The sequence below is a fragment of the Paractinoplanes ovalisporus genome, assembly GCF_016834655.1.
GTDB lineage: Bacteria > Actinomycetota > Actinomycetes > Mycobacteriales > Micromonosporaceae > Actinoplanes > Actinoplanes ovalisporus.
In genome coordinates, this window is sequence record NZ_JAENHP010000047.1 from 1 (window position 1) to 18,474 (window position 18,474).

Sequence of the window (18,474 nt, forward strand, 5' to 3'; positions counted from 1 at the left end):
ACCGCGCCTGCCGTGCGCCACCGCGCCTGCCGTGCGCCACCGCGCCTGCCGTGCGCCACCGCGCCTGCCGTGCGCCACCGCGCCTGCCGTGCGCCACCGCGCCTGCCGTGCGCCACCGCGCCTGCCGCGCCTCTCGCGCCACCATCGCTAGATCCGAACCGGCGTGAGCGGGCACCCGCGCGTCCCCCTGAACGCAGCCGGGGCTAGCCATTAGACGTATACGTCTATATGGTCGACGGCATGCCGTTGGACGCCGCCCGTAACAGCCTCGTGCTTCCGATCCTTGGCCTGCTCGTCGAGGAGCCCGCCCACGCCTACGAGGTCACCGCACGGCTCGAAGCCCGCTACCCGCATCTCAAGATCCGTCGCAGCAGCGTCGTCACGCTGCTGAAGTCGCTGTCCGAGGGCGGTCTTCTCACCGCCGCCGCCCCGGAACGGGTCGCCAACCGCCCGGCCCGCACCATCTACCGGCCCACCGACGCGGGCATCGACCTGTTCCGGGCCCGCGTTCGCGAAGGGCTCACCGAGGCGGCCCCCGCCTCGGCCGACTTCCTCACCGCCGTGGCCTACCTGGGCATCCTGCCCGCCGTCGAGGCGATCGCCGTGCTGCGCGCCCGCGCCGAGCGCCTGCGCCGGGAGACACCGGTGATTCCGCCCGGCCTGCCCGAGATCCAGATGATCGAGGTCCACTACTGGCTGCGCGTGCTGGACACCGAGATCAGCTGGCTGTCCGAGACCGCCGACCGGCTCGCCGGCGGCGACCTGGAGGTGCTCGTATGAAGTTCGGTATCTACACGGGCAGCCGCGCCGGCGACACCTGCGCCGGTCCCGCCGATCCGGCTCGGATCGCCCCGCTGGTCGACGAGCTCTCCGACGGGCGGCCGTTCGTGATCCGCGAATACGTCCGCTGGTGCGGCGGCAACACCGACCTGGAACGGGAGATCGGCGCCACCGGCGACCTCGACCACCTGACCATGCCCGACGACTGGTACGTCACCGGCGGCCGCGAGCTCGACCTCGTGCTCAGCTATCTGCCACCGGTCGCCGACCTCGACGGCTGGCTCGCGTTCATCGACCGGGCCCTCGACCGCTACGGCCACCTGATCCGATATCTCCAGGTCACGCTCGAGGCGAACTTCCCCATCCCGCACATCGACGGCAGCTCACCCGGCGTGATCGCCGCCCTCACCCGGGGTCTGCCCCACGCCCGCGGCCGGGTCCGCGACGGCGTCCAGGTCGGCTTCTCCCTGGCCGAACCCGCCGAATGGCTCGGTGGCGACGACGACTTCTGGAAAAACCTCAACGCTTTCCCGTACGCCGATTTCGCCGCACACGTGGATTACGTCGGCCTCGGCCTCTACCCCGACGGCTTCTCACCGCACGACAACGTGTACGGCGCCACCGTGCATGCCGTGGACCACCTTCGCCGCCGTCTCGCCGAGGCGCATTTCCCCGCCGGTCGGCCGATCCACATCGCCGAGGCCGGCAGCCCCAGCGGCGCCCACCGCACCATCGACGGCCAGGTCTCCTCGCTGACCGCCTTGATCGACGCGTCCGCCGCCGCGGGCGCCACCCAGTTCGAGCTCTTCGCCCTCTCCGACGCCGACTCGGCCTCCGACTCCCCGCTCGGCACCTTCGGCCTCTGCACCGGCGACTACGTTCCCAAGCCGGCCTACGAAACCTATCGATCCCGTATCAGGTCACACAGTCACTGACGAAGAGCAGCCCACCCGGCAAGGGCCTTGTGCAGGGGCCGCCGCTCTCGCCGTACTGCCGGTCGCCTCCTGCTTGCCGTCACCCTCAAGACGATGACCAAGCGCGCCCGGGCCGCTACTTCTTCACCGTGTAGCGCGCGTGGGTCGCGTACGGAGAGCTGTAGACCTTGACCACCTCGAGGTCGATGTCCTGGTCGAATCCCTCGAACAGCCGTTTCCCGGCCCCGAGAATCACCGGCGCGGTCGAGATGATGAGCTCGTCGACCTTCCCCGCCCCCAGCGCCTGCCGGATGACGTCAGCGCCACCGCCGACGGAGACGTCGCCACCGTTCGCCGCCTCGACGGCCTGGCTCAGCGCCGAGTCCAGGTCCGCGACGAACCGGAACCCGGCTTCGGCCGGTGGCTGATCCTGGACTCGGTGGGTGACGACGTACAGCGGCCCGGGGAAGGGGTTCTTCCCACCCCACGCGCCGGCCGCGTCGTACATGCCGCGCCCGACGACACCGGCCCCGATCGTCGCGACCATCTCGTCGTAGAACTGCTTGTCGGGCCGGGACATGGCGAACTCGTGCCCACCCTCGTACGTCCAGGGGCCGCCCATCACCCAGTAGTGCAGCCGTTCCCCACCCCGGCCCAGCCCGTATTGCGGCCCGTCGTCGGGCCCGGTCACATAGCCGTCGACCGACGTGCTGATGGACGCGATGATCTTGCTCATGATTCCTCCTCTGTCGGCGTCACCGGAACAGACCGAGCGTCCGGTGTCACCAGAACAGACCGGGCGCGAGCCCCGAACTCATCGCTGAAACCGCCGCGAACTCGACGAGCAACGGCCGTCGCCCTGGATTCGAGCGGGGGCGGTCGCGGTGGATTCGACGATCTGCATGTCGACGATGTGGTGGCGGCCGTCGTGGAGGCGGTGGAGGGGGTTGGTCGCCGTTGATTCGACGAGCGGGACTGGTCGCGGTGGATTCGACGAACAGCAGCCGTCGCCGCGAACTCGACGAGCGGGGGCGGTCGCCGTGGATTCGACGAACGGCGGCGGTCGCGGTGGACTCGACGGCCGGCGGCCGGTGAGGGGATGACGACGACCGCGCACGTACGAGGCTCAGACCGTACGCAGGTCCAGCGAATGCCACGTGATCTCCTCGTCGCCGGTGGTGGTCGACCACCAGAGCATGCCGCCGCGGGCGAAAGCGCCGTCCGCGTCCGGGGCGATGTCGATCGTGCCGCCGGTGGCGATGTCGTAGACGACCAGAGCGGCCGCGCCCGTCACGTCGGTGTCGGGGCCGGGCTCGGCCAGGATCTCGAAACGGTCGAGCAGCGCCACGTCGGTCACGGCGGCCTGGGCCGCGCCACCGGCGATCTTGCGGCGGTCGGAACCGTCGGGGCGGACGAGGTCGATCTGGTCCAGGGTCTCCTTGCCCATCACCATCGCCCGGCACCACACGGGGCCGCAGGTGCGCAGCTCGATGCCGGCGGTGACGATCGGGGTGTTGCGGGACGTTTCCAGGTTGCGCAGGCGCGGTTCGCCCGAGGCGCTGCCGTCGTCGACCAGCCACGGCCACGCCGACATCGTCCACTGGCCGGGCACGGTGCGTACGGAAACCTTGCCCCCGCCCGTCGGCACCGAGCGCACCTCGGTCTTCTCGGTGACGTCGCCCGGAGCGGCCGTCCAGTGCACCTGCCCCTCGGCCACCACCAGGTCGTACTGGTTGCCGAAGAAGATCGCGTGCCCGGTGTCGGCGGTCACCAACCGGGCCGGGCCACCGGTGACGGCCGCCGCCCAGATCTTCACCCGGGGCGCGGCCGCCGTCGACTCGGCCCAGAAGACCTGGCCGTCGCTGACGGTGAACGCCTCGAACTGCGGATTGTCCTCGAGCGACACCCGGCGAAGTTCACGGACCTGATTTCCCGTACGGATGAGCAGCCGTGTCTCGGATCCGGCGGGCGTGGGCGCCGTGCCGACCGCGGTGGTCGCGTCCACGAACAGCGACGGCGCGAACAACGGGCCGTCGGTCAGGGCAGCCGGCATGTCGGCTCGCTGCGCCCCGGGCCAGGCGGTGGCCGCGTCCCGGCGTGTGGGCGTGACCGGGGCCTTGTCGTCCTGCGGGTCCCCGGCGATCAGAGCGCCGCCGGCGGCCAGTGCCACGGCCAGCGCGACCGCGGTCGGCCAGCGGCGGAGGGCGGCCGTCATGCGTACGGCTGCTTGGGCTGGGGGACCTCCTGCCAGGACTTCACCTCGAGGTAGGCCATGTCGACGTTGTTCACCGGGTCCTTGGCGGTCTGGTCGGTGTAGACGCCGGTGATCTCGACCCACGTGTCGGCCGGGACGTCGATCGGCGCGCGCCCGGACAGCCCGATCTTGATCGGACGGCCGTCGGCGGCGCAGCAGGACAGCACGATGCGGGCCAGCATGGGGGCGCCGTCGGGGGCGGTCGTGATGAACCCGACCAGTTTGAGGTCGCGCCCTTCGAGGCTCCTACCGGCGTCGAACAGCGCCCGGGACGCGTAGTCGATCATGCTGAGTTCGACGGCCGGGCCCTCGGGCAGCGGCGGATAGTCCGAGTCACCGACGGGGGCCGCGACCACACTTCCGGCCTGGTTCGCCGCGTACGAACCCAGGGCCGGCGGCGCCACCAGCAGGAGCCCCAGCACGGGCAGGAGGAGCAGCCAGCCGACACGCGGGCCGTGCTCACCGTGGCCGTGACCGTCATCGTCCACGGCGGAATGCCCGGAAGAGGAGTGCGGGGAAGCGTCGTGCTCGGCGGACGACTCATCAGGCGATCGCCACGAGTACCAGATCGTCATCACGGCCGCCGCCACCAGAAGCAACCCGGTCGCGATCAGGAACGGCCGCAGCCCCTCCTTGACGTAGCGCAGATAGAGATCGGTGAAGGAGGCGCGCAGAATCGCCCCGCCGAACAACAGCAGCACCACGCCTTGAGTAAGCCGGTTCACAGCAGCACCACGCCCTGATTAAGCCGGTTCACAACGGCGCTCCAACTCGCACAGCGAGGGTCCGAACGAGGACGGCCCGGTTCACAGAGGCGGCTCCAACTCGCACAGCGAAGGTCCGAACGAGGACGGCCGGGTTCACAGCAGCACCACCCCGACGAGGGTCGCGACCAGCACGGCGACGACGAACGTGGCCGGCGCGAACCGGGACGCGAACCGCCGCCCGAACACCCCGGTCTGCATGGAGATCAGTTTGAGGTCGACCATCGGCCCCACCACGAGGAACACCAATCGGGACGTGAGCGAGAACTGGCTGAGCGAGGCGGCCACGAACGCGTCGGCCTCGCTGCAGATCGACAGCAGGACGGCCAGCGCCGCCAGCGCGAGGATCGAGAGCACCTCGTTGGAGGCGAGCGTGGTCAGCCACGCCTCGGGCACCACCACGTTGATCGTCGCTGCCGCGGCCGCGCCGACCACCAGGAACCCGCCCGCGTGCAGAACGTCGTGCCGGCAGGCGGCCCAGAACGCGCGGCCCTTGGACATGTCGTCGAGTTCGGGCCGGTGCGGCAGCCGGATCCACTCGGTCTTGCCGAGGCGCAGCCACAGCCAGCCGATCAGCACGGCCACCGCCAGGCTGGCGATTCCGCGGGCCACGGCCATCTCGGGCCGCCCGGGGAAGGCGATCACCGTGGCGGTCAGCACGATCGGGTTGATCGCCGGTGCCGCCAGCAGGAACGCCAGGGCGGCGGCCGGGGTGACGCCGCGCCGGATCAGCGAGCCCGCGATCGGCACGCTGCCGCATTCGCAGCCGGGCAGCACGACGCCGGCCAGGCTCGCGGTCGGCACGGCCAAGGCCGGGTGACTGGGCAGCGCCCTGGCCCAGAACGACCGGGGCACGTAGACCGCGATCACGGCCGACAGCGCCACCCCGAACGCCAGGAACGGCGCCGCCTGCACCATGACCGAGACGAAGACTGTGGTCCAGGTCTGCAGGGCGGGCCCCGAGACGAGGTCGGACAGCGGACCGCGGAAGATCACCAGCAGGACGAGCAGGGCGGCCAGCACCTCGAGCGACCCGATCCGGCGCTCAGGCTTGCGCGCGGGAGGCCGGGGCGCGGAGGGCGCGGACCAGTCGATCTCGTCGGCGTCGAAGCCGGTCGAGGGGGTCGCGGGCAAGGTCACTCCAATGCGGTCGGCCGCGCCCCAACATACCCGCCGGACCCGGCTGGTCCAGTCCCCGCCACGGTGATTTCTGGCCGCATTGACCTGCGCATATCTTCATTTGTGCATGTGTCGGACCGATGCCGTGGTCAATCGTGGTCTAGCGTCCTGGCCATGGCGACCCGGCTGGTGCAGATCAACATGAAGGCCCGCGAAGACGCGGCCCTGGGCGGTTTCTGGGCGCGGGTGCTCGGCTGGGAGATCTCCAGCGAGGGCCCCGGCGTGACCAATCTCGAACCCCCGGGCTTCACCTATCCCGACCCGGTCGCCGTCTGTATCGACCTCATCGCCTCGGCCGAACCCAAGACGGTCAAGAACCGCGTGCACATCGACCTCGCCAGCGAATCGGTGGCCCACCAGGCCGAGACGGTCGAGCGGTTGCTCGGCCTCGGCGCGACCCATGTCGACATCGGCCAGGGCGACGCGCCGTTCACGGTTCTGGCCGACCCCGAGGGCAACGAGTTCTGCGTGCTCGACCCCCGGCCGATCTATCGGGACACCGGGCCCATCGCCGCCGTCGTGGTCGACTGCGCCGACCCGGCGGCCCAGGCCCGGTTCTGGGGCCGGGCCATGGACTGGACCGTGCACGAGGTCACCGAGTTCAGCGCGTCGCTGCGCTCGGCCCAGGGCGTCGGACCGTACCTGGAATTCATCAAGACCCCCGACGCGAAGACCGTGTGGAACCGGGTGCACCTCGACATCCGCCCCTACCCGGGTGACAACGTGGCGGCCGAGGTCGCCCGACTGACCGGTCTCGGCGCCACCCCGATAGACCTCGACGACAAGATCTCGTGGAGGGTGCTGGCCGACCCGGAGGGCAACGAGTTCTGCCTCCTGGCCCCGGGATAGAAGCTAGAACCCGATCGGCAGGCCCGCGTAGTTCTCGGCCAGCCCGGTCGCGCCGGCCTCACTCGTCGTCACCCACCGCAGCTGGGAAAGCTGCAGCTGGGCGTCGAACGGGTCCCCGCCGGTGTGCAGCATCGTGGTCATCCACCACGAGAAGTGGGTGCAGCGCCAGACCCGGCGCAGCGCGTCGTCCGAGTAGCGGTCGGCCGGCCCCGTGTCGCCCCGCACCAGAAGGGCGATCAGGGCCTCGCTGAGCAGCGCCACGTCGGCGATCGCCAGGTTGAGACCCTTGGCGCCGGTCGGCGGCACGATGTGGGCGGCGTCGCCGGCCAGGAACAGCCGCCCGCGGCGCATCGGCGTCTGCACGTAGCTGCGCATCGGCAGCACGCTCTTGTCGGTGACCGGGCCGGGTGTCAGCTTCCAGCCGTCCTGCCCGTGCCCGAGCCGGGTCGCCAGCTCGGCCCAGATCCGGTCGTCGGGCCAGTCGGCGGTGTCGGTCCCGTTCGGCACCTGCAGGTAGAGCCGGCTCACGGTCTCGGACCGCATCGAGTGCAGCGCGAACCCGTTCGGGTGCCACGCATAGATCAGCTCGTCGGTCGACGGGGCGACGTCGGCCAGGATCCCGAGCCACGAGTACGGATAGACGCGCTCGTACTGCTGGTCGGGTGTGGCGGCGGCGCGGGAGGGCCCGAACGAGCCGTCGCACCCCGCGATCACGTCGGCGTCGAGGCGCTGGGCGGTCCCGGCCGCGTCCACGAAGGTCACGTACGGCCGGTCCGCCACGGAATGCAGCTCGACCTCGCTCACCGAGTAGTGCACCTCGGCCGTACCCGCCGCGACCAGGTCCTTCTGCACCTCGGTCTGGCCGTAGACCCAGACGCTGCGCCCGGTCAGATCGACGAAGTCGAGGTGGTGCCGCTCGCCCGGCATCTGCAGATAGATGCCGCGGTGCTCGTGACCCTCGGCCCGCAGCCGGTCGCCCAGCCCCACCGACTCCAGCAGCTCGACGCTGGAGCTCTCGAGGATGCCGGCCCGGATGCGGGCGGCGACGTATTCCTGGGATCGGGTCTCGACCACCACGGCGTCGACGCCCCCGCGGTGCAGCAGGTGGGCGAGGAGCAGTCCGGCCGGGCCGGCGCCGACGATGGCGACCTGGGTGCGCATGAGGCTCAGCCAACGGCAGCCCCGGCCGGTCGGCAAGACCCTATTTCCACCCAGTGGAAGACACGGCGGAAGAGAGCGTACGGCTGATCCCCCGTGACGCCACCTGCAGGGCGGCCACCAGGCGGGCCTGTTCGCGTCGCAGATCGGGCACGACGATGCCGAGCGCCGCCACCACGTCGTCGCCCGGGCCGCGCACCGGGACGGCCACCGAACAGGCGCCCAGGCTCATCTCCTCACCCGTGGTCGCGTACCCCTCGGACCGGACCTTGCGAAGCTGCTCGGCGAGCCGGGCCGGTTGGGTGACGGTGTAGGGCGTGACGCGTACGAGCCGTCCTAATGCCTCCAGCCGCACGGGCTCCGGAGCGTACGCGAGAAGGACCTTGCCGACCCCCGTCGCGTGCAGCGGAAGTCTCGAGCCGACCTTGCTGACCACCGGCACCGAGACGTGGCCCGCGAGCCGGTCGACGTAGAGCACCTCGCACCCGTCGCGGACGGCCAGATGCACGGTGGCCAGGGTGGCGCCGTAGAGGTCGTGCAGGAACGGCGACGCCGCCTGCCGCAGACCGGACTGCACCGGCGCCAGCAGACCCAGGTCCCACAGCCGGCGCCCGATCACGTATTCACCCGACGTCAGCCGGGCCAGCGCACCCCACTCCCGCAGCTCCCCGACCAGCCGGTGAGCGGTCGCCAGGGGCAGCCCGGAACGGCGGCTGAGCTCGCTCAACGTGAGGCTGCGGTGCTCCGGGTCGAACGCGGCGAGCAGGGCCAGGGCCCGGGACGTCACGCTGGGAGCCATGGGGACCTCTTCCGCTGGGTGGAAGCCAAGTATCGTGTCGCGGCCGCCGACTGGTCTAGCGTCGCCAGCGTGACGACCCAGGCGGACATCAATCGCGAGATCGATCAGTTGCGCGGGAGCGGCGGACCGCAACCGCGGCTGGACTACCCGCCCTACCGCAGCAGCGTGCTGCGGCACCCGACCAAGGACCGGCTGCTGGTCGACCCCGAAGGCGTGGAGCTGTGGGCGCCCGCCTTCGGTGCGGCGGACGTGGACTCGGCCGAGGCCGACCTCACCATCCAGCGGTCGGGGGAGCCCCTGGGCGAACGGATGGTGGTCACCGGTCGGATCACCGACGGCGAGGGACGCCCCGTACGGAATCAGCTCGTGGAGATCTGGCAGGCCAACGCGTCGGGACGTTACTGGCACCAGCGCGACCAGCACCCGGCGCCGCTCGACCCGAACTTCGTCGGGGCCGGCCGCTGCCTGACCGACGACGACGGCGTCTACTCGTTCCAGACGATCAAACCGGGCGCCTATCCGTGGCGTAACCACCTCAACGCGTGGCGTCCGGCCCACATCCACTTCTCGCTGTTCGGCACCGACTTCACCCAGCGCCTGGTCACCCAGATGTACTTCCCGGGCGACCCGCTGTTCGACCTCGACCCGATCTATCAGTCGATCACCGACCCGAAGGCACGCGACCTGCTCGTCGCCTCCTACGACCACGACCTGACCACGCCCGAGCGCAGCCTCGGCTACCGGTGGGACATCGTGCTCAGCGGCACCCACCGCACACCCCTGGAGGAGTCGTGAGTTTCGCGCCGGGTCAGACCGTCGGGCCGTTCTTCCACCTGGGCCTGCCCTTCGACGGTGGCAATCTTCTGGTTCCCCCGGCCCACCCCGATGCCGTACGGCTCCACGGCCGCGTCTTCGACGGTGAGGGCAACGCCGTTCCCGACTCGGTCATCGAGATCTGGCAGGCCGACCAGTCCGGCCGTGTGTCCCGCGAGACCGGCTCGTTCCACCGCGACGGCTTCACGTTCACCGGGTGGGGCCGCGCGCAGACCGACGGCGACGGCCACTACTGGTTTTCGACGGTTATCCCGGGCGCGACCGAACCCGGCCGGCGCCCGTTCGTCGCGGTCACCGTCTTCGCCCGCGGCCTCACCGACCGGCTCTTCACCCGCGCCTACCTGCCCGGCGACGAACCCGACACCCTGCTCGACGGGCTGGAACCCGGTCGCCGCGATACGCTGTTGATCACGCGTGAGGAGCGCGGGCTGCTCTTCGACATCCACCTGCAGGGCGAGGGTGAGACGGTGTTTCTGAGCTATCCCCGGCAGGCCCGATGACCGGCCTTCGCGGGGTTCGATGAGCGACCTGCTGTGGCCCGGTGACGGCCGCGCCGGCGAGATCTGCACCGACGCGAGCGTCCTGGCCGCCATGCTGCGGGTCGAATCGGCCTGGATCGACACCGACCTGTCCGCGCTGGCCGGCCCCGGCGACCTGCCCGCGCTGGCCGAGGCGGCCGAGGAGGGCGGCAACCCGGTCATCCCCTTGCTGGCCCTGTTGCGCTCGCGCTGCGACGACAAACGGCTGCATCTGGGCCTGACCAGCCAGGACGTGCTCGATACGGCCCTGGTTCTCTGCCTTTCCTCCGCCGCCGCCTCCTTGATCAGCAGCTTGGGTGAACACGTCGCTGTCTTGGCTGACCTTACTGACCGTCACCGCCACACCGACATGGCCGGTCGCACGCTGACCCAGCACGCGGTGCCGATCACGTTCGGGCTCAAGGTGTCAACCTGGCTGCAGGGGGTGCTCGACGCCCGCGACGCCCTGGCGGCGGCCACGCTGCCCATCCAGATCGGCGGCGCGGCCGGCAGCCTGGCCGCGATCGTCGCCATCGAGGGCAGCCCCGACCTGGCCGTCGCCCGGATCGCGGCCACGGCGGCCCGGCTCGGCCTGCCGCTGCGCGAACCCTGGCACACCGGCCGGGCCCCGCTCACCCGCTTCGGCGACGCGCTCGTGACCTGCACCGACGCCTGGGGCCGGATCGCCAACGACGTGCTGCTACTGACCCGCCCCGAGATCGGCGAGCTGTCCCTGGCCCAGGGCGGGGGATCGTCCGCGATGCCCAACAAACGCAACCCCACCCTGGCCGTCCTCGTGCGGCGGGCCGCGCTGGCCGGGCCACCCCTCGCGGCGACCCTGCACACGGCGGCAGCGAACATGGTGGACGAGCGGCCCGACGGCGCCTGGCACGTCGAGTGGGCCACTGTGCGCACGCTCTCCCGCCGTACGGTGGTCGCGGGCTCGCAAACCACCGACATGCTGGCCGGTCTGCGCGTCGACCCACGCCGGATGGCCGCGACCCTCGACGCCGCACGCCCCGGAATCGACGCCGAGCAGCGTAAGTACGCCTCTTCTTCCGCCAACTCATCCGGCGCCAACTCATCCGGCGCCGGCTCTTCCGGCGCCGGCTCTTCTCACGGTGCTGGCTCCTCCGGCGCTGGCTCTTCTCACGGTGCTGGCTCCTCCGGCGCTGGCTCTTCTCACGGTGCTGGCTCCTCCGGCGCTGGCCCTTCCCGCGGTGCTGGCTCCTCCGGCGCTGGCCCTTCCCGCGGTGCTGGCTCCTCCGGCGCTGGCCCTTCCCGGGGCTCCGGCTCGTATCGGGGCGCCACCGACCAGATCATCGATGCCGTGCTGGCCCGAGCAGGGGAGTAGCGATGCTGACCGCGACCACGATCGTCGACGCCCCCGGCCGGCCGTTGCTGCTGCTCGGGCCGTCGCTGGGTACCTCGGCCGAGACCCTGTGGCGGCGCTGCGCCGAACGGCTGACGGGCGACTACCACGTGGTCGGCTGGGACCTGCCCGGCCACGGCGAGAGCAAGCCGGCCCACGGCGGCTTCGGGATTGCCGGGCTGGCCCGGGGCGTGCTCTTCCTGGCCGACCAGCTGCGGCCGGGGGAGACGTTCCGATATGCGGGCGTGTCGGTGGGCGGCGCGACCGGCCTGCAGCTGCTGCTCGACGCGCCCGACCGGGTCGAGGCGGCCGCGCTGATCTGCACCGGCGCCAAGATCGGGGAGTCGACCGGGTGGCGGCAACGGGCCGAGACCGTACGGGCCGACGGCATCCACGCCGTGGTCAGCGGCTCGCAGCAGAGGTGGTTCGCGCCCGGGTTCGCCCAGCGTTCCCCGAACGTCGCCGCCGCCCTGCTCACCGCGTTGCGCGCCACCGACCCGGAGAGCTACGCGCTGGTCTGCGAGGCCCTGGCCGCCTTCGACGTCCGCCACCGGCTGAACGAGATCCGGACGCCGGTGCTCGCGATCGCGGGCGCCGACGATCAGCCGGCCCCGCCCGACGGCCTGGCGTTGATCGCTTCCGGGGTGCGCAACGGTCGCCTGGTCGTGCTCGAGGACGTCGCCCATCTCGCCCCGGCCGAGAAGCCCGGCGAGGTGGCGGCGCTGCTCGACGAGCACTTCGGCGGGCCACCCACCCTCGACCGGGTGCGCGAGGCCGGGATGGCCGTCCGGCGCCAGGTGCTCGGTGACGACCACGTCGACCGGGCGATCGCGGGCACGACCGGGTTCACCCAGGATTTCCAGGACCTGATCACCGCGTACGCGTGGGGGGAGGTCTGGACGAGGCACGGGCTGGACCGGCGCAGCCGCTCGATCATCACCCTGACCGCCCTGGTGGCGGGCGGTCACCACGAGGAGCTGGCGATGCATGTGCGGGCCGCCCGCACGAACGGCCTGACCGACGACGAGATCAAGGAGGTCCTGCTGCAGACGGCGATCTATTGCGGGGTGCCGGCCGCGAATTCGGCGTTCCGTATCGCGCAGCAGGTCCTCGCCACGCCGCCGTCCTCCCCTTCTTCGGCTTCCTCCATGTCGCCCTCGCCCTCTTCGGCTTCCTCCCCGTCCGCGTCCTCTTCGCAGTCCTCACCCTCTTCGCCCTCCCCACGCTCTTCGTCCTCGTTCTCTTCCTCTCCCTCTTCGCCTTCCGCCCCTTCCTCGCCGGATGTGCGCCCTTCCTCGCCGGACGTGCGCCCTTCCTCTCCGGACGTGCGATGACTGCGGTGATCATGGCGGCGGCCGAGGCCGTGTCGGTGGTGAAGGACGGCGACACCGTGCTGGTCGGCGGCTTCGGCATGGCCGGGATGCCGGTCGAGCTGATCGACGCGCTGATCGAGCACGGTGCGGGCGACCTGACGATCGTGAGCAACAACGCCGGCAACGGGGACACCGGGCTCGCGGCGTTGCTGGCGGCCGGACGCGTACGCAAGGTGGTCTGCTCGTTCCCCCGCCAGTCCGACTCGTGGGTGTTCGACGGGCTGTACCGGGCCGGCAAGATCGAGCTCGAGGTGGTGCCGCAGGGCAACCTCGCCGAACGGATGCGCGCGGCCGGGGCCGGGATCGGGGCGTTCTTCAGCCCGACCGGGGTGGGCACCCCGCTCGCCGAGGGCAAGGAGTCACGGGTCATCGACGGCCGCGAGTACGTGCTGGAATACCCGATCCGCGGCGACGTGGCGCTGATCCGGGCGCACGTCGCCGACCGGATGGGCAACCTGGTCTACCGCAAGACGGCCCGCAACTTCGGCCCGGTGATGGCGACCGCGGCCGCCGTGACGATCGCGCAGGTGTCCCGGATCGTCGACATCGGCGCCCTCGACCCCGAGGCGGTCGTGACCCCCGCCATCTTCGTGAACCGGCTGGTAGCCGTGTCCGCGCCCGCCGCGTCTTCCGCGCCGACTGCGCCCGCCGCGTCTTCCGCGCCGACTGCGCCCGCCGCGTCTTCCGCGCCCGCCGATCGGCAGGAGCCCGCATGAGCTTGTCCCGCGAGGAGATGGCCGCGAACGTCGCCCGGGACATTCCGGACGGCGCCTACGTCAACCTGGGCATCGGCCAGCCGACGACGGTCGCCGACTACCTGCGTCCCGGCAGCGGCGTCATCCTGCACACCGAGAACGGCATGCTGGGCATGGGCCCGCCCGCGACCGGCCACGAGATCGACCCCGACCTGACCAACGCCGGCAAGCAGCCGGTCACCGAGCTGCCCGGCGCCTCGTACTTCCACCACGCCGACTCGTTCGCGATGATGCGCGGCGGCCACCTCGACGTCTGTGTCATGGGCGCCTTCCAGGTGTCCGTGACCGGCGACCTGGCCAATTGGTCGACCGGCGCCCCCGACGCCATCCCCGCCGTGGGTGGTGCCATGGATCTGGCCATCGGCGCCAAGCAGGTCTTCGTGATGATGACCCTGTTCGCCAAGGATGGCCGCCCGAAACTCGTCCCCGAGTGCACCTATCCGCTGACCGGTCGTGGCTGCGTGAGCAGGGTTTACACCGATGTGGCCACATTTGCCATCGGCGCGGAGGGCGTCCGGGTCGTCGAAACGTTCGGGATCTCGGTCGAGGAGCTGATCTCGAGTCTTTGCATCCCGTTGGTATCTTCGCCGGAAATTTGAATGATCTTTGTATCGGCGTCGTCCGACGTTTGCTGTGACCAGGCTGTGACGGTGACTCAGTTCTCACTGTGAAAGTTTGCGTGCACTGCAATATCTGGACGATCCTGGGAGATCCGGGCCGTACGGGGGCTCGCGATCTTCCGGCGAGATCGTCTGGGGGTGCACGTGAACGGCATCGCGATACGTCGCGCGCTTCGGGAGTTCGCTCTCGTGGCCGCGCTGTTCCTGGCTTACAAGCTGGGCCGTCTGCTCGTCGACGGCCACGTCACCGAGGCGATGAACAACGCCTCCGCGGTCTGGGACTTCGAACGCGCACTGCATCTGCCCAGCGAGGCCGGCATCCAGGCCCGCCTGCTCAGCCACGAGTGGTGGGTGCGGGCCGCCAACACCTTCTACGCGTACGTGCATTTCCCGGCCACGGCGGCCGCCCTGATCTGGATGTACGTCCGCCGCCCCGAGACCTACCTCTGGATGCGCCGGACGCTCGCCACGTTGACCGCGTTCGCCCTGGTCATCCATGCGCTCTACCCGCTGGCGCCGCCGCGCATGCTGACCTTCGCCGGCATCGTCGACACCGGCCGCCTGTTCGGCCCCTCGGTCTACGGCTCGCCGTCCAGCGACACCCTCTCCAACCAGTACGCGGCCATGCCCTCCCTGCACGTCGGCTGGGCCGTGGTGGTGGCCCTGGCGTTGATGGCCACCACCGCCGGCTGGAAGCGCTGGCTGTGGCTGGCCCACCCCACGATCACGTTGGTCGTCGTGGTCGTCACCGGCAACCACTACTGGGTCGACGCGATCGCCGTCCTCGGCCTGCTCGGCGTCGTCCACGCCCTGGTCCCGCGAGCCGCCACGCCCGGCGTCGTCATCCCGGCCCAGCGCCTGGCCCCCGCCTCCGCCACCCGAACCCCGCCTTCCCACCCCCGAACCTGACCGCCCGGCGCACCCACCGCGCGCCTGGTCAGCCGTACACCCTTTTTCCGTCCACGAAGGTGAGCTCCACCTTCGCGTCGCCGATCTCCTCCTTCGGGTGCACGAACAGGTCGCGATCGAGAACCGTCAGGTCGGCCCGATAGCCGGGGCGCAGACTCCCGGTGTCGTCGCGCCGATTCACGTACGCGGAACCCGCCGTGTATGCCGTCAACGCCGTCCGCAGGTCGAGCCGCTGCTCGGGCAGGAACGCCTCCCGCTTCTCGCCCGGAAGCACCCGGTTGACGGCCACGTGGATGCCCTGCAGCGGGTCGGGCGTGCTCACCGGCCAGTCGCTGCCACCGGCCAGCCTCGCCCCGCTCTGCCGCAGGTCACCGAACGGGTATTGCCGGCCGACCGCGGCCGGATCGAGGAACGGGATCGTCAGCTCGTCCATCTGCGGCTCGTGCGCGGCCCAGTACGGCTGCATGTTCGCCGTCGCCCCCAGCCGCGCGAACCGGGGGACGTCGTCCGGATGCACCACCTGCAGATGAGCGAGGTGCGGCCGCGTGTCAGTCGTCCCGTTCGCGGCCCGCGCCGCCTCCACCGCGTCGAGCGCATCCCGCACCGCCCGGTCACCCAACGCGTGGAAGTGCGCCTGAAAACCGAGCCGGTCGAGCTCGGTCACGTACGCCGGAAGCGCCCCCGGATCGATGAACGACAACCCCCGATTGCCCGTGGCATGGCCGCACGCGTCCCGATAGGGCTCGGTCATCGCCGCCGTGAAGTTCTCCGCGATCCCGTCCAGCATCATCTTCACCGTGTCGCAGCGGAGCCGCCCCACCGACAGCTGCTCCCGCTTGCCGACCAGCTCGTCGATCTGCTCGGCCCCGAGATCGCGGTCCCACCAGAGCGCCCCGACCACGCTCGCGATCAAAGTGCCTTCCCGAGCCGCCCGCACGTACGCATCGGACACGTCGGCATATCCGTTGGAGGCCGCGAGCATGGCGTCCTGCCAGGCCGTGATGCCGAGCGACAGAAGAAGCCGTTGGGCCCGCATCAGCCCGTCGTACTTCTCCCGATCCGTCATGTCCGGCACGTCGACCAGCTCCATCGCCCCTTCCTGAAGCGCGCCGACCGGGGTGCCGTCGCTCTCCCGGTCGATCCGCCCACTGGCCGGGTCGGGAGTCGAGGCCGTGATGCCGGCCCGCTCGAGCGTCACGGTGTTGACCCAGGCCGCATGGTGATCGCGGTTGAGCAGATAGACGGGCCGGTCAGGAACCACGGAGTCGAGCAGCCGCCGATCCGGAATCCCGTTCTCGAAACTCTCCATCGACCACCCACCCCCGAGAATCCACTCGGCGCCGGGGTTGTCGTCGGCATACCGCCGCAGCCGCCGCAGGTATTCCTCGACGTCGGTGGTCCCCGTGAGATCGCACTGCCCCAGCTCCACGCCACCCATCACCGCGTGGATGTGGGCGTCCTGAAACCCCGGAATCAGCAGCCGCCCACCGAGCTCGACCACTTCGGTGCGCCCACCCACGTACGTACGAAGCTCGTCGCCGCCAACCGCAAGGACCCGCCCGTCCTTCACGGCAAGCCAACTGCTCCCGCGCTCGTCCCCCGTGAAGACGTTCCCGTCGGCGAAGACGAGGTCAGCCTCAGTCATGAACAGCTCCATCCCACAGCGCCCCGCCGGTGCGAGGTCCCTACATCCCACACCCTCACAACCTGGCGCGGGGACCCCTGTGGACAACTTCGAGCCCGACCTCGCGCCGCCTTGTGGACGACCCCTACAGCTGCGCGTTCTCCGGTAGGGTCCGACCGCACCCCGGGCGGGTGGGCTGGCTAGGCCATGTCAGAACCCCCGGGTGGGTGGATCAGGTGGGGGGACGTGAACCACGTGCGCGCGGAGGCGACCCCGAGACGGGCACGGGCGCGTGCGGAGGGCGATCCAGCGGAGGGCGATCCAGGGCGCGCGCGGGACCTGTCAGGCGAAGGCCGTGAACCGGTGCCACCGGGCGTTGTCGTCGCCGTCCAGGACGGTGCGCAGCCGGTGTTCGAGTTCCGCGGAGGCGACCGGGTCGGCCGGCGGACGGGGCAGCAGGTAGACCGCCAGCTGCAAGTCCCGCAACCGCCGCAGCACCGGCCAGGCGGGCGCGCCGAGCACGTCGAACCCGTACCGTTCGGCGAAGCTCTCGTAGTCCCGACGATCACGGCCGAACCGCGCGACTCCATGGGCCGCCGGCACGAGGTCGACCTCGCGCGGTCCCTCGGCGACCGTGTCGAGATCGCAGAGCAGCACCCGTCCGTCCGTCGCGCGCAGCAGGTTCCCCGGGTGGGCGTCCCCGTGGACCGTGCCCGTCGGCAGCGTCCACGCCACCGTGGTGAGTGCCCGTTCGATCTCGTCGCACCGCGCCAGCAACCGTTCGACCAGCTCGGCCGTCGGCAGGCCGAGACGTTCGTACGCCCAGGCCGAGCCGACCGAACGCAAAGGTGCCAGGAAGTCGCGGATCGTTCCGACCAGGTCCCACCCGGGTAGCCCGGAGAGCTTGGCCGCGTGCAGCGCCGCCAACGGACGGGCCAGGTCCGCGGCCGGAAGGCGCCCGTCCAGAGCCGGATGCAGCTCCCAGGCGGTCGCCCGCCAATCACCGGAGACAAGCGCTTGCGGTACGCGGGAGGTCAGCTCGCCGATCGGAACCCCTGCTCTTGCGAGGTCGAGCGCGATCCGGACCAGCCCGTCGACCGACTGAGGCGAGAGCCGCAGCATGACGCCTTCCCCAGGCAGCCGGAAGAGCACGTTGGCCGACCGCTGAACGAGGCACGCGTCGCCGCCGTCGAGCCCCATCCGCGCACAGACATCCGCCACGACGTCGTCCATACCGTCAAAACCTAGTTTCCCGTACGGGCGGAGCCTGCCCTGCCGCACGCCGTGTTCCGTCGTCAGGCGGTCCGGAGCCGGTGGTTCGCGGGGTGGGAGCCGGCCCTCCCCGAAGGAGTGACGCGCGACATGGGGGGTCGATTTGGCGGTGGGAGGAACAGCGGGTAATGTTTTCCGAGCCGCCAGGGGAACGGGCGAGCGAGCGGGACTCTTCGGAGGCCCGGCGCGGCCGTCCTGGAGGAACCCATTGAAACAAGCAGGGTGACCCACTGTGCCGAAATTGGTGCGGGGAGTTCTGTTCTATTAATGGTGCCCAAAGCCTTTTTGGTGATGGCGAATTCGGGTCACGGACCCGGATTTGGCAGAACGGAAAGCAGCGGGTAAGGTTTTAGAAGTGCCCCGGAGCGGTCAGCCGGGTGTGGTTGTTCTTTGAGAACTCAACAGGGTGCTTGATAAGCCAGTGCCAATTAAGTAATACCCCGGCCGGCTTGCCTCTTTCTAGGGGTTAAGTTCGGTGGGTGATTCCTTTGGCAGTTGTT

General features: G+C 70.6%; 18 protein-coding genes. 10 read left to right on the forward strand and 8 right to left on the reverse strand.

Annotated features, from left to right (window positions below):
• Positions 1–240: 240 nt before the first annotated feature.
• Positions 241–780 (forward strand): PadR family transcriptional regulator, encoded by a 540-nt coding sequence (locus JIG36_RS50905; protein WP_203384182.1) that lies wholly within the window; start codon positions 241–243, stop codon positions 778–780.
• Positions 777–1,715 carry a hypothetical protein gene (locus JIG36_RS50910; RefSeq protein WP_203384183.1) on the forward strand — a complete coding sequence of 313 codons (939 nt, stop codon included), beginning with the start codon at positions 777–779 and terminating at the stop codon, positions 1,713–1,715. The genes JIG36_RS50905 and JIG36_RS50910 overlap by 4 nt, the downstream gene beginning before the upstream one ends.
• A 115-nt stretch (positions 1,716–1,830) precedes the next feature.
• Here JIG36_RS50910 and JIG36_RS50915 read toward each other — a convergent pair whose 3' ends face one another.
• The 4 genes from JIG36_RS50915 to JIG36_RS50930 form a co-directional block, all read right to left on the reverse strand.
• Entirely contained in the window at positions 1,831–2,430 is a 600-nt protein-coding gene (locus tag JIG36_RS50915) for a dihydrofolate reductase family protein (RefSeq protein ID WP_203384184.1), read from the reverse strand.
• A 390-nt stretch (positions 2,431–2,820) separates the two neighbouring features.
• Positions 2,821–3,909 carry a hypothetical protein gene (locus JIG36_RS50920; RefSeq protein ID WP_203384185.1) on the reverse strand — a complete coding sequence of 363 codons (1,089 nt, stop codon included), beginning with the start codon at positions 3,907–3,909 and terminating at the stop codon, positions 2,821–2,823.
• A complete protein-coding gene (locus tag JIG36_RS50925) occupies positions 3,906–4,673 on the reverse strand; it encodes a TIGR03943 family putative permease subunit (protein ID WP_203384186.1) in 768 nt (255 codons plus the stop codon). Before JIG36_RS50925 ends, JIG36_RS50920 begins: the two co-directional genes overlap by 4 nt.
• A gap of 135 nt (positions 4,674–4,808) precedes the next feature.
• Positions 4,809–5,807 carry a permease gene (locus JIG36_RS50930; protein ID WP_307873260.1) on the reverse strand — a complete coding sequence of 333 codons (999 nt, stop codon included), beginning with the start codon at positions 5,805–5,807 and terminating at the stop codon, positions 4,809–4,811.
• Between the two features lie 198 nt (positions 5,808–6,005).
• Here JIG36_RS50930 and JIG36_RS50935 point away from each other — a divergent pair, with 198 nt between their 5' ends.
• Entirely contained in the window at positions 6,006–6,740 is a 735-nt protein-coding gene (locus JIG36_RS50935; RefSeq protein WP_203384188.1) for a VOC family protein, read from the forward strand.
• A gap of 3 nt (positions 6,741–6,743) precedes the next feature.
• Here the strand turns inward: JIG36_RS50935 and JIG36_RS50940 are convergent, their stop codons facing one another.
• Both JIG36_RS50940 and JIG36_RS50945 read right to left on the reverse strand, forming a co-directional pair.
• Positions 6,744–7,901 (reverse strand): 4-hydroxybenzoate 3-monooxygenase, encoded by a 1,158-nt coding sequence (locus tag JIG36_RS50940; protein WP_203384189.1) that lies wholly within the window; start codon positions 7,899–7,901, stop codon positions 6,744–6,746.
• Between the two features lie 40 nt (positions 7,902–7,941).
• Positions 7,942–8,697: an IclR family transcriptional regulator gene (locus JIG36_RS50945; RefSeq protein ID WP_203384190.1), complete on the reverse strand. Its 756-nt coding sequence runs from the start codon at positions 8,695–8,697 to the stop codon at positions 7,942–7,944.
• Between the two features lie 69 nt (positions 8,698–8,766).
• Between JIG36_RS50945 and pcaH the strand changes: the two genes are divergently transcribed.
• The 7 genes from pcaH (at position 8,767) to JIG36_RS50980 (ending at position 15,078) form a co-directional block, all read left to right on the forward strand.
• Positions 8,767–9,492 (forward strand): protocatechuate 3,4-dioxygenase subunit beta, encoded by a 726-nt coding sequence (gene pcaH / locus JIG36_RS50950; protein ID WP_203384191.1) that lies wholly within the window; start codon positions 8,767–8,769, stop codon positions 9,490–9,492.
• The gene (pcaG, locus tag JIG36_RS50955) at positions 9,489–10,031 is read left to right on the forward strand and encodes a protocatechuate 3,4-dioxygenase subunit alpha (protein WP_203384192.1); all 543 of its coding nucleotides are present in this window, start codon (positions 9,489–9,491) and stop codon (positions 10,029–10,031) included. The genes pcaH and pcaG overlap by 4 nt, the downstream gene beginning before the upstream one ends.
• 19 nt (positions 10,032–10,050) lie before the next feature.
• Positions 10,051–11,403, forward strand: a complete 1,353-nt coding sequence (locus JIG36_RS50960) for a lyase family protein (RefSeq protein ID WP_203384193.1) — start codon at positions 10,051–10,053, stop codon at positions 11,401–11,403.
• Between the two features lie 2 nt (positions 11,404–11,405).
• Complete coding sequence (gene pcaDC, locus JIG36_RS54870) at positions 11,406–12,755, forward strand: bifunctional 3-oxoadipate enol-lactonase/4-carboxymuconolactone decarboxylase PcaDC (RefSeq protein ID WP_203384194.1); 1,350 nt, start codon at positions 11,406–11,408, stop codon at positions 12,753–12,755.
• Positions 12,752–13,510, forward strand: coding sequence for a 3-oxoacid CoA-transferase subunit A (locus JIG36_RS50970; RefSeq protein ID WP_203384195.1), 759 nt, complete (start codon positions 12,752–12,754; stop codon positions 13,508–13,510). Before pcaDC ends, JIG36_RS50970 begins: the two co-directional genes overlap by 4 nt.
• On the forward strand, positions 13,507–14,148 hold the full coding sequence (locus JIG36_RS50975) for a 3-oxoacid CoA-transferase subunit B (protein WP_203384196.1): 642 nt from the start codon (positions 13,507–13,509) through the stop codon (positions 14,146–14,148). The genes JIG36_RS50970 and JIG36_RS50975 overlap by 4 nt, the downstream gene beginning before the upstream one ends.
• Positions 14,149–14,307: 159 nt before the next feature.
• Positions 14,308–15,078: a phosphatase PAP2 family protein gene (locus tag JIG36_RS50980; RefSeq protein ID WP_307873259.1), complete on the forward strand. Its 771-nt coding sequence runs from the start codon at positions 14,308–14,310 to the stop codon at positions 15,076–15,078.
• 28 nt (positions 15,079–15,106) lie between these two features.
• Here the strand turns inward: JIG36_RS50980 and JIG36_RS50985 are convergent, their stop codons facing one another.
• Positions 15,107–16,723 carry an amidohydrolase gene (locus JIG36_RS50985; RefSeq protein WP_203384197.1) on the reverse strand — a complete coding sequence of 539 codons (1,617 nt, stop codon included), beginning with the start codon at positions 16,721–16,723 and terminating at the stop codon, positions 15,107–15,109.
• Between the two features lie 321 nt (positions 16,724–17,044).
• Entirely contained in the window at positions 17,045–17,935 is an 891-nt protein-coding gene (locus JIG36_RS50990; RefSeq protein WP_203384198.1) for a phosphotransferase, read from the reverse strand.
• Positions 17,936–18,474 lie beyond the last annotated feature (539 nt).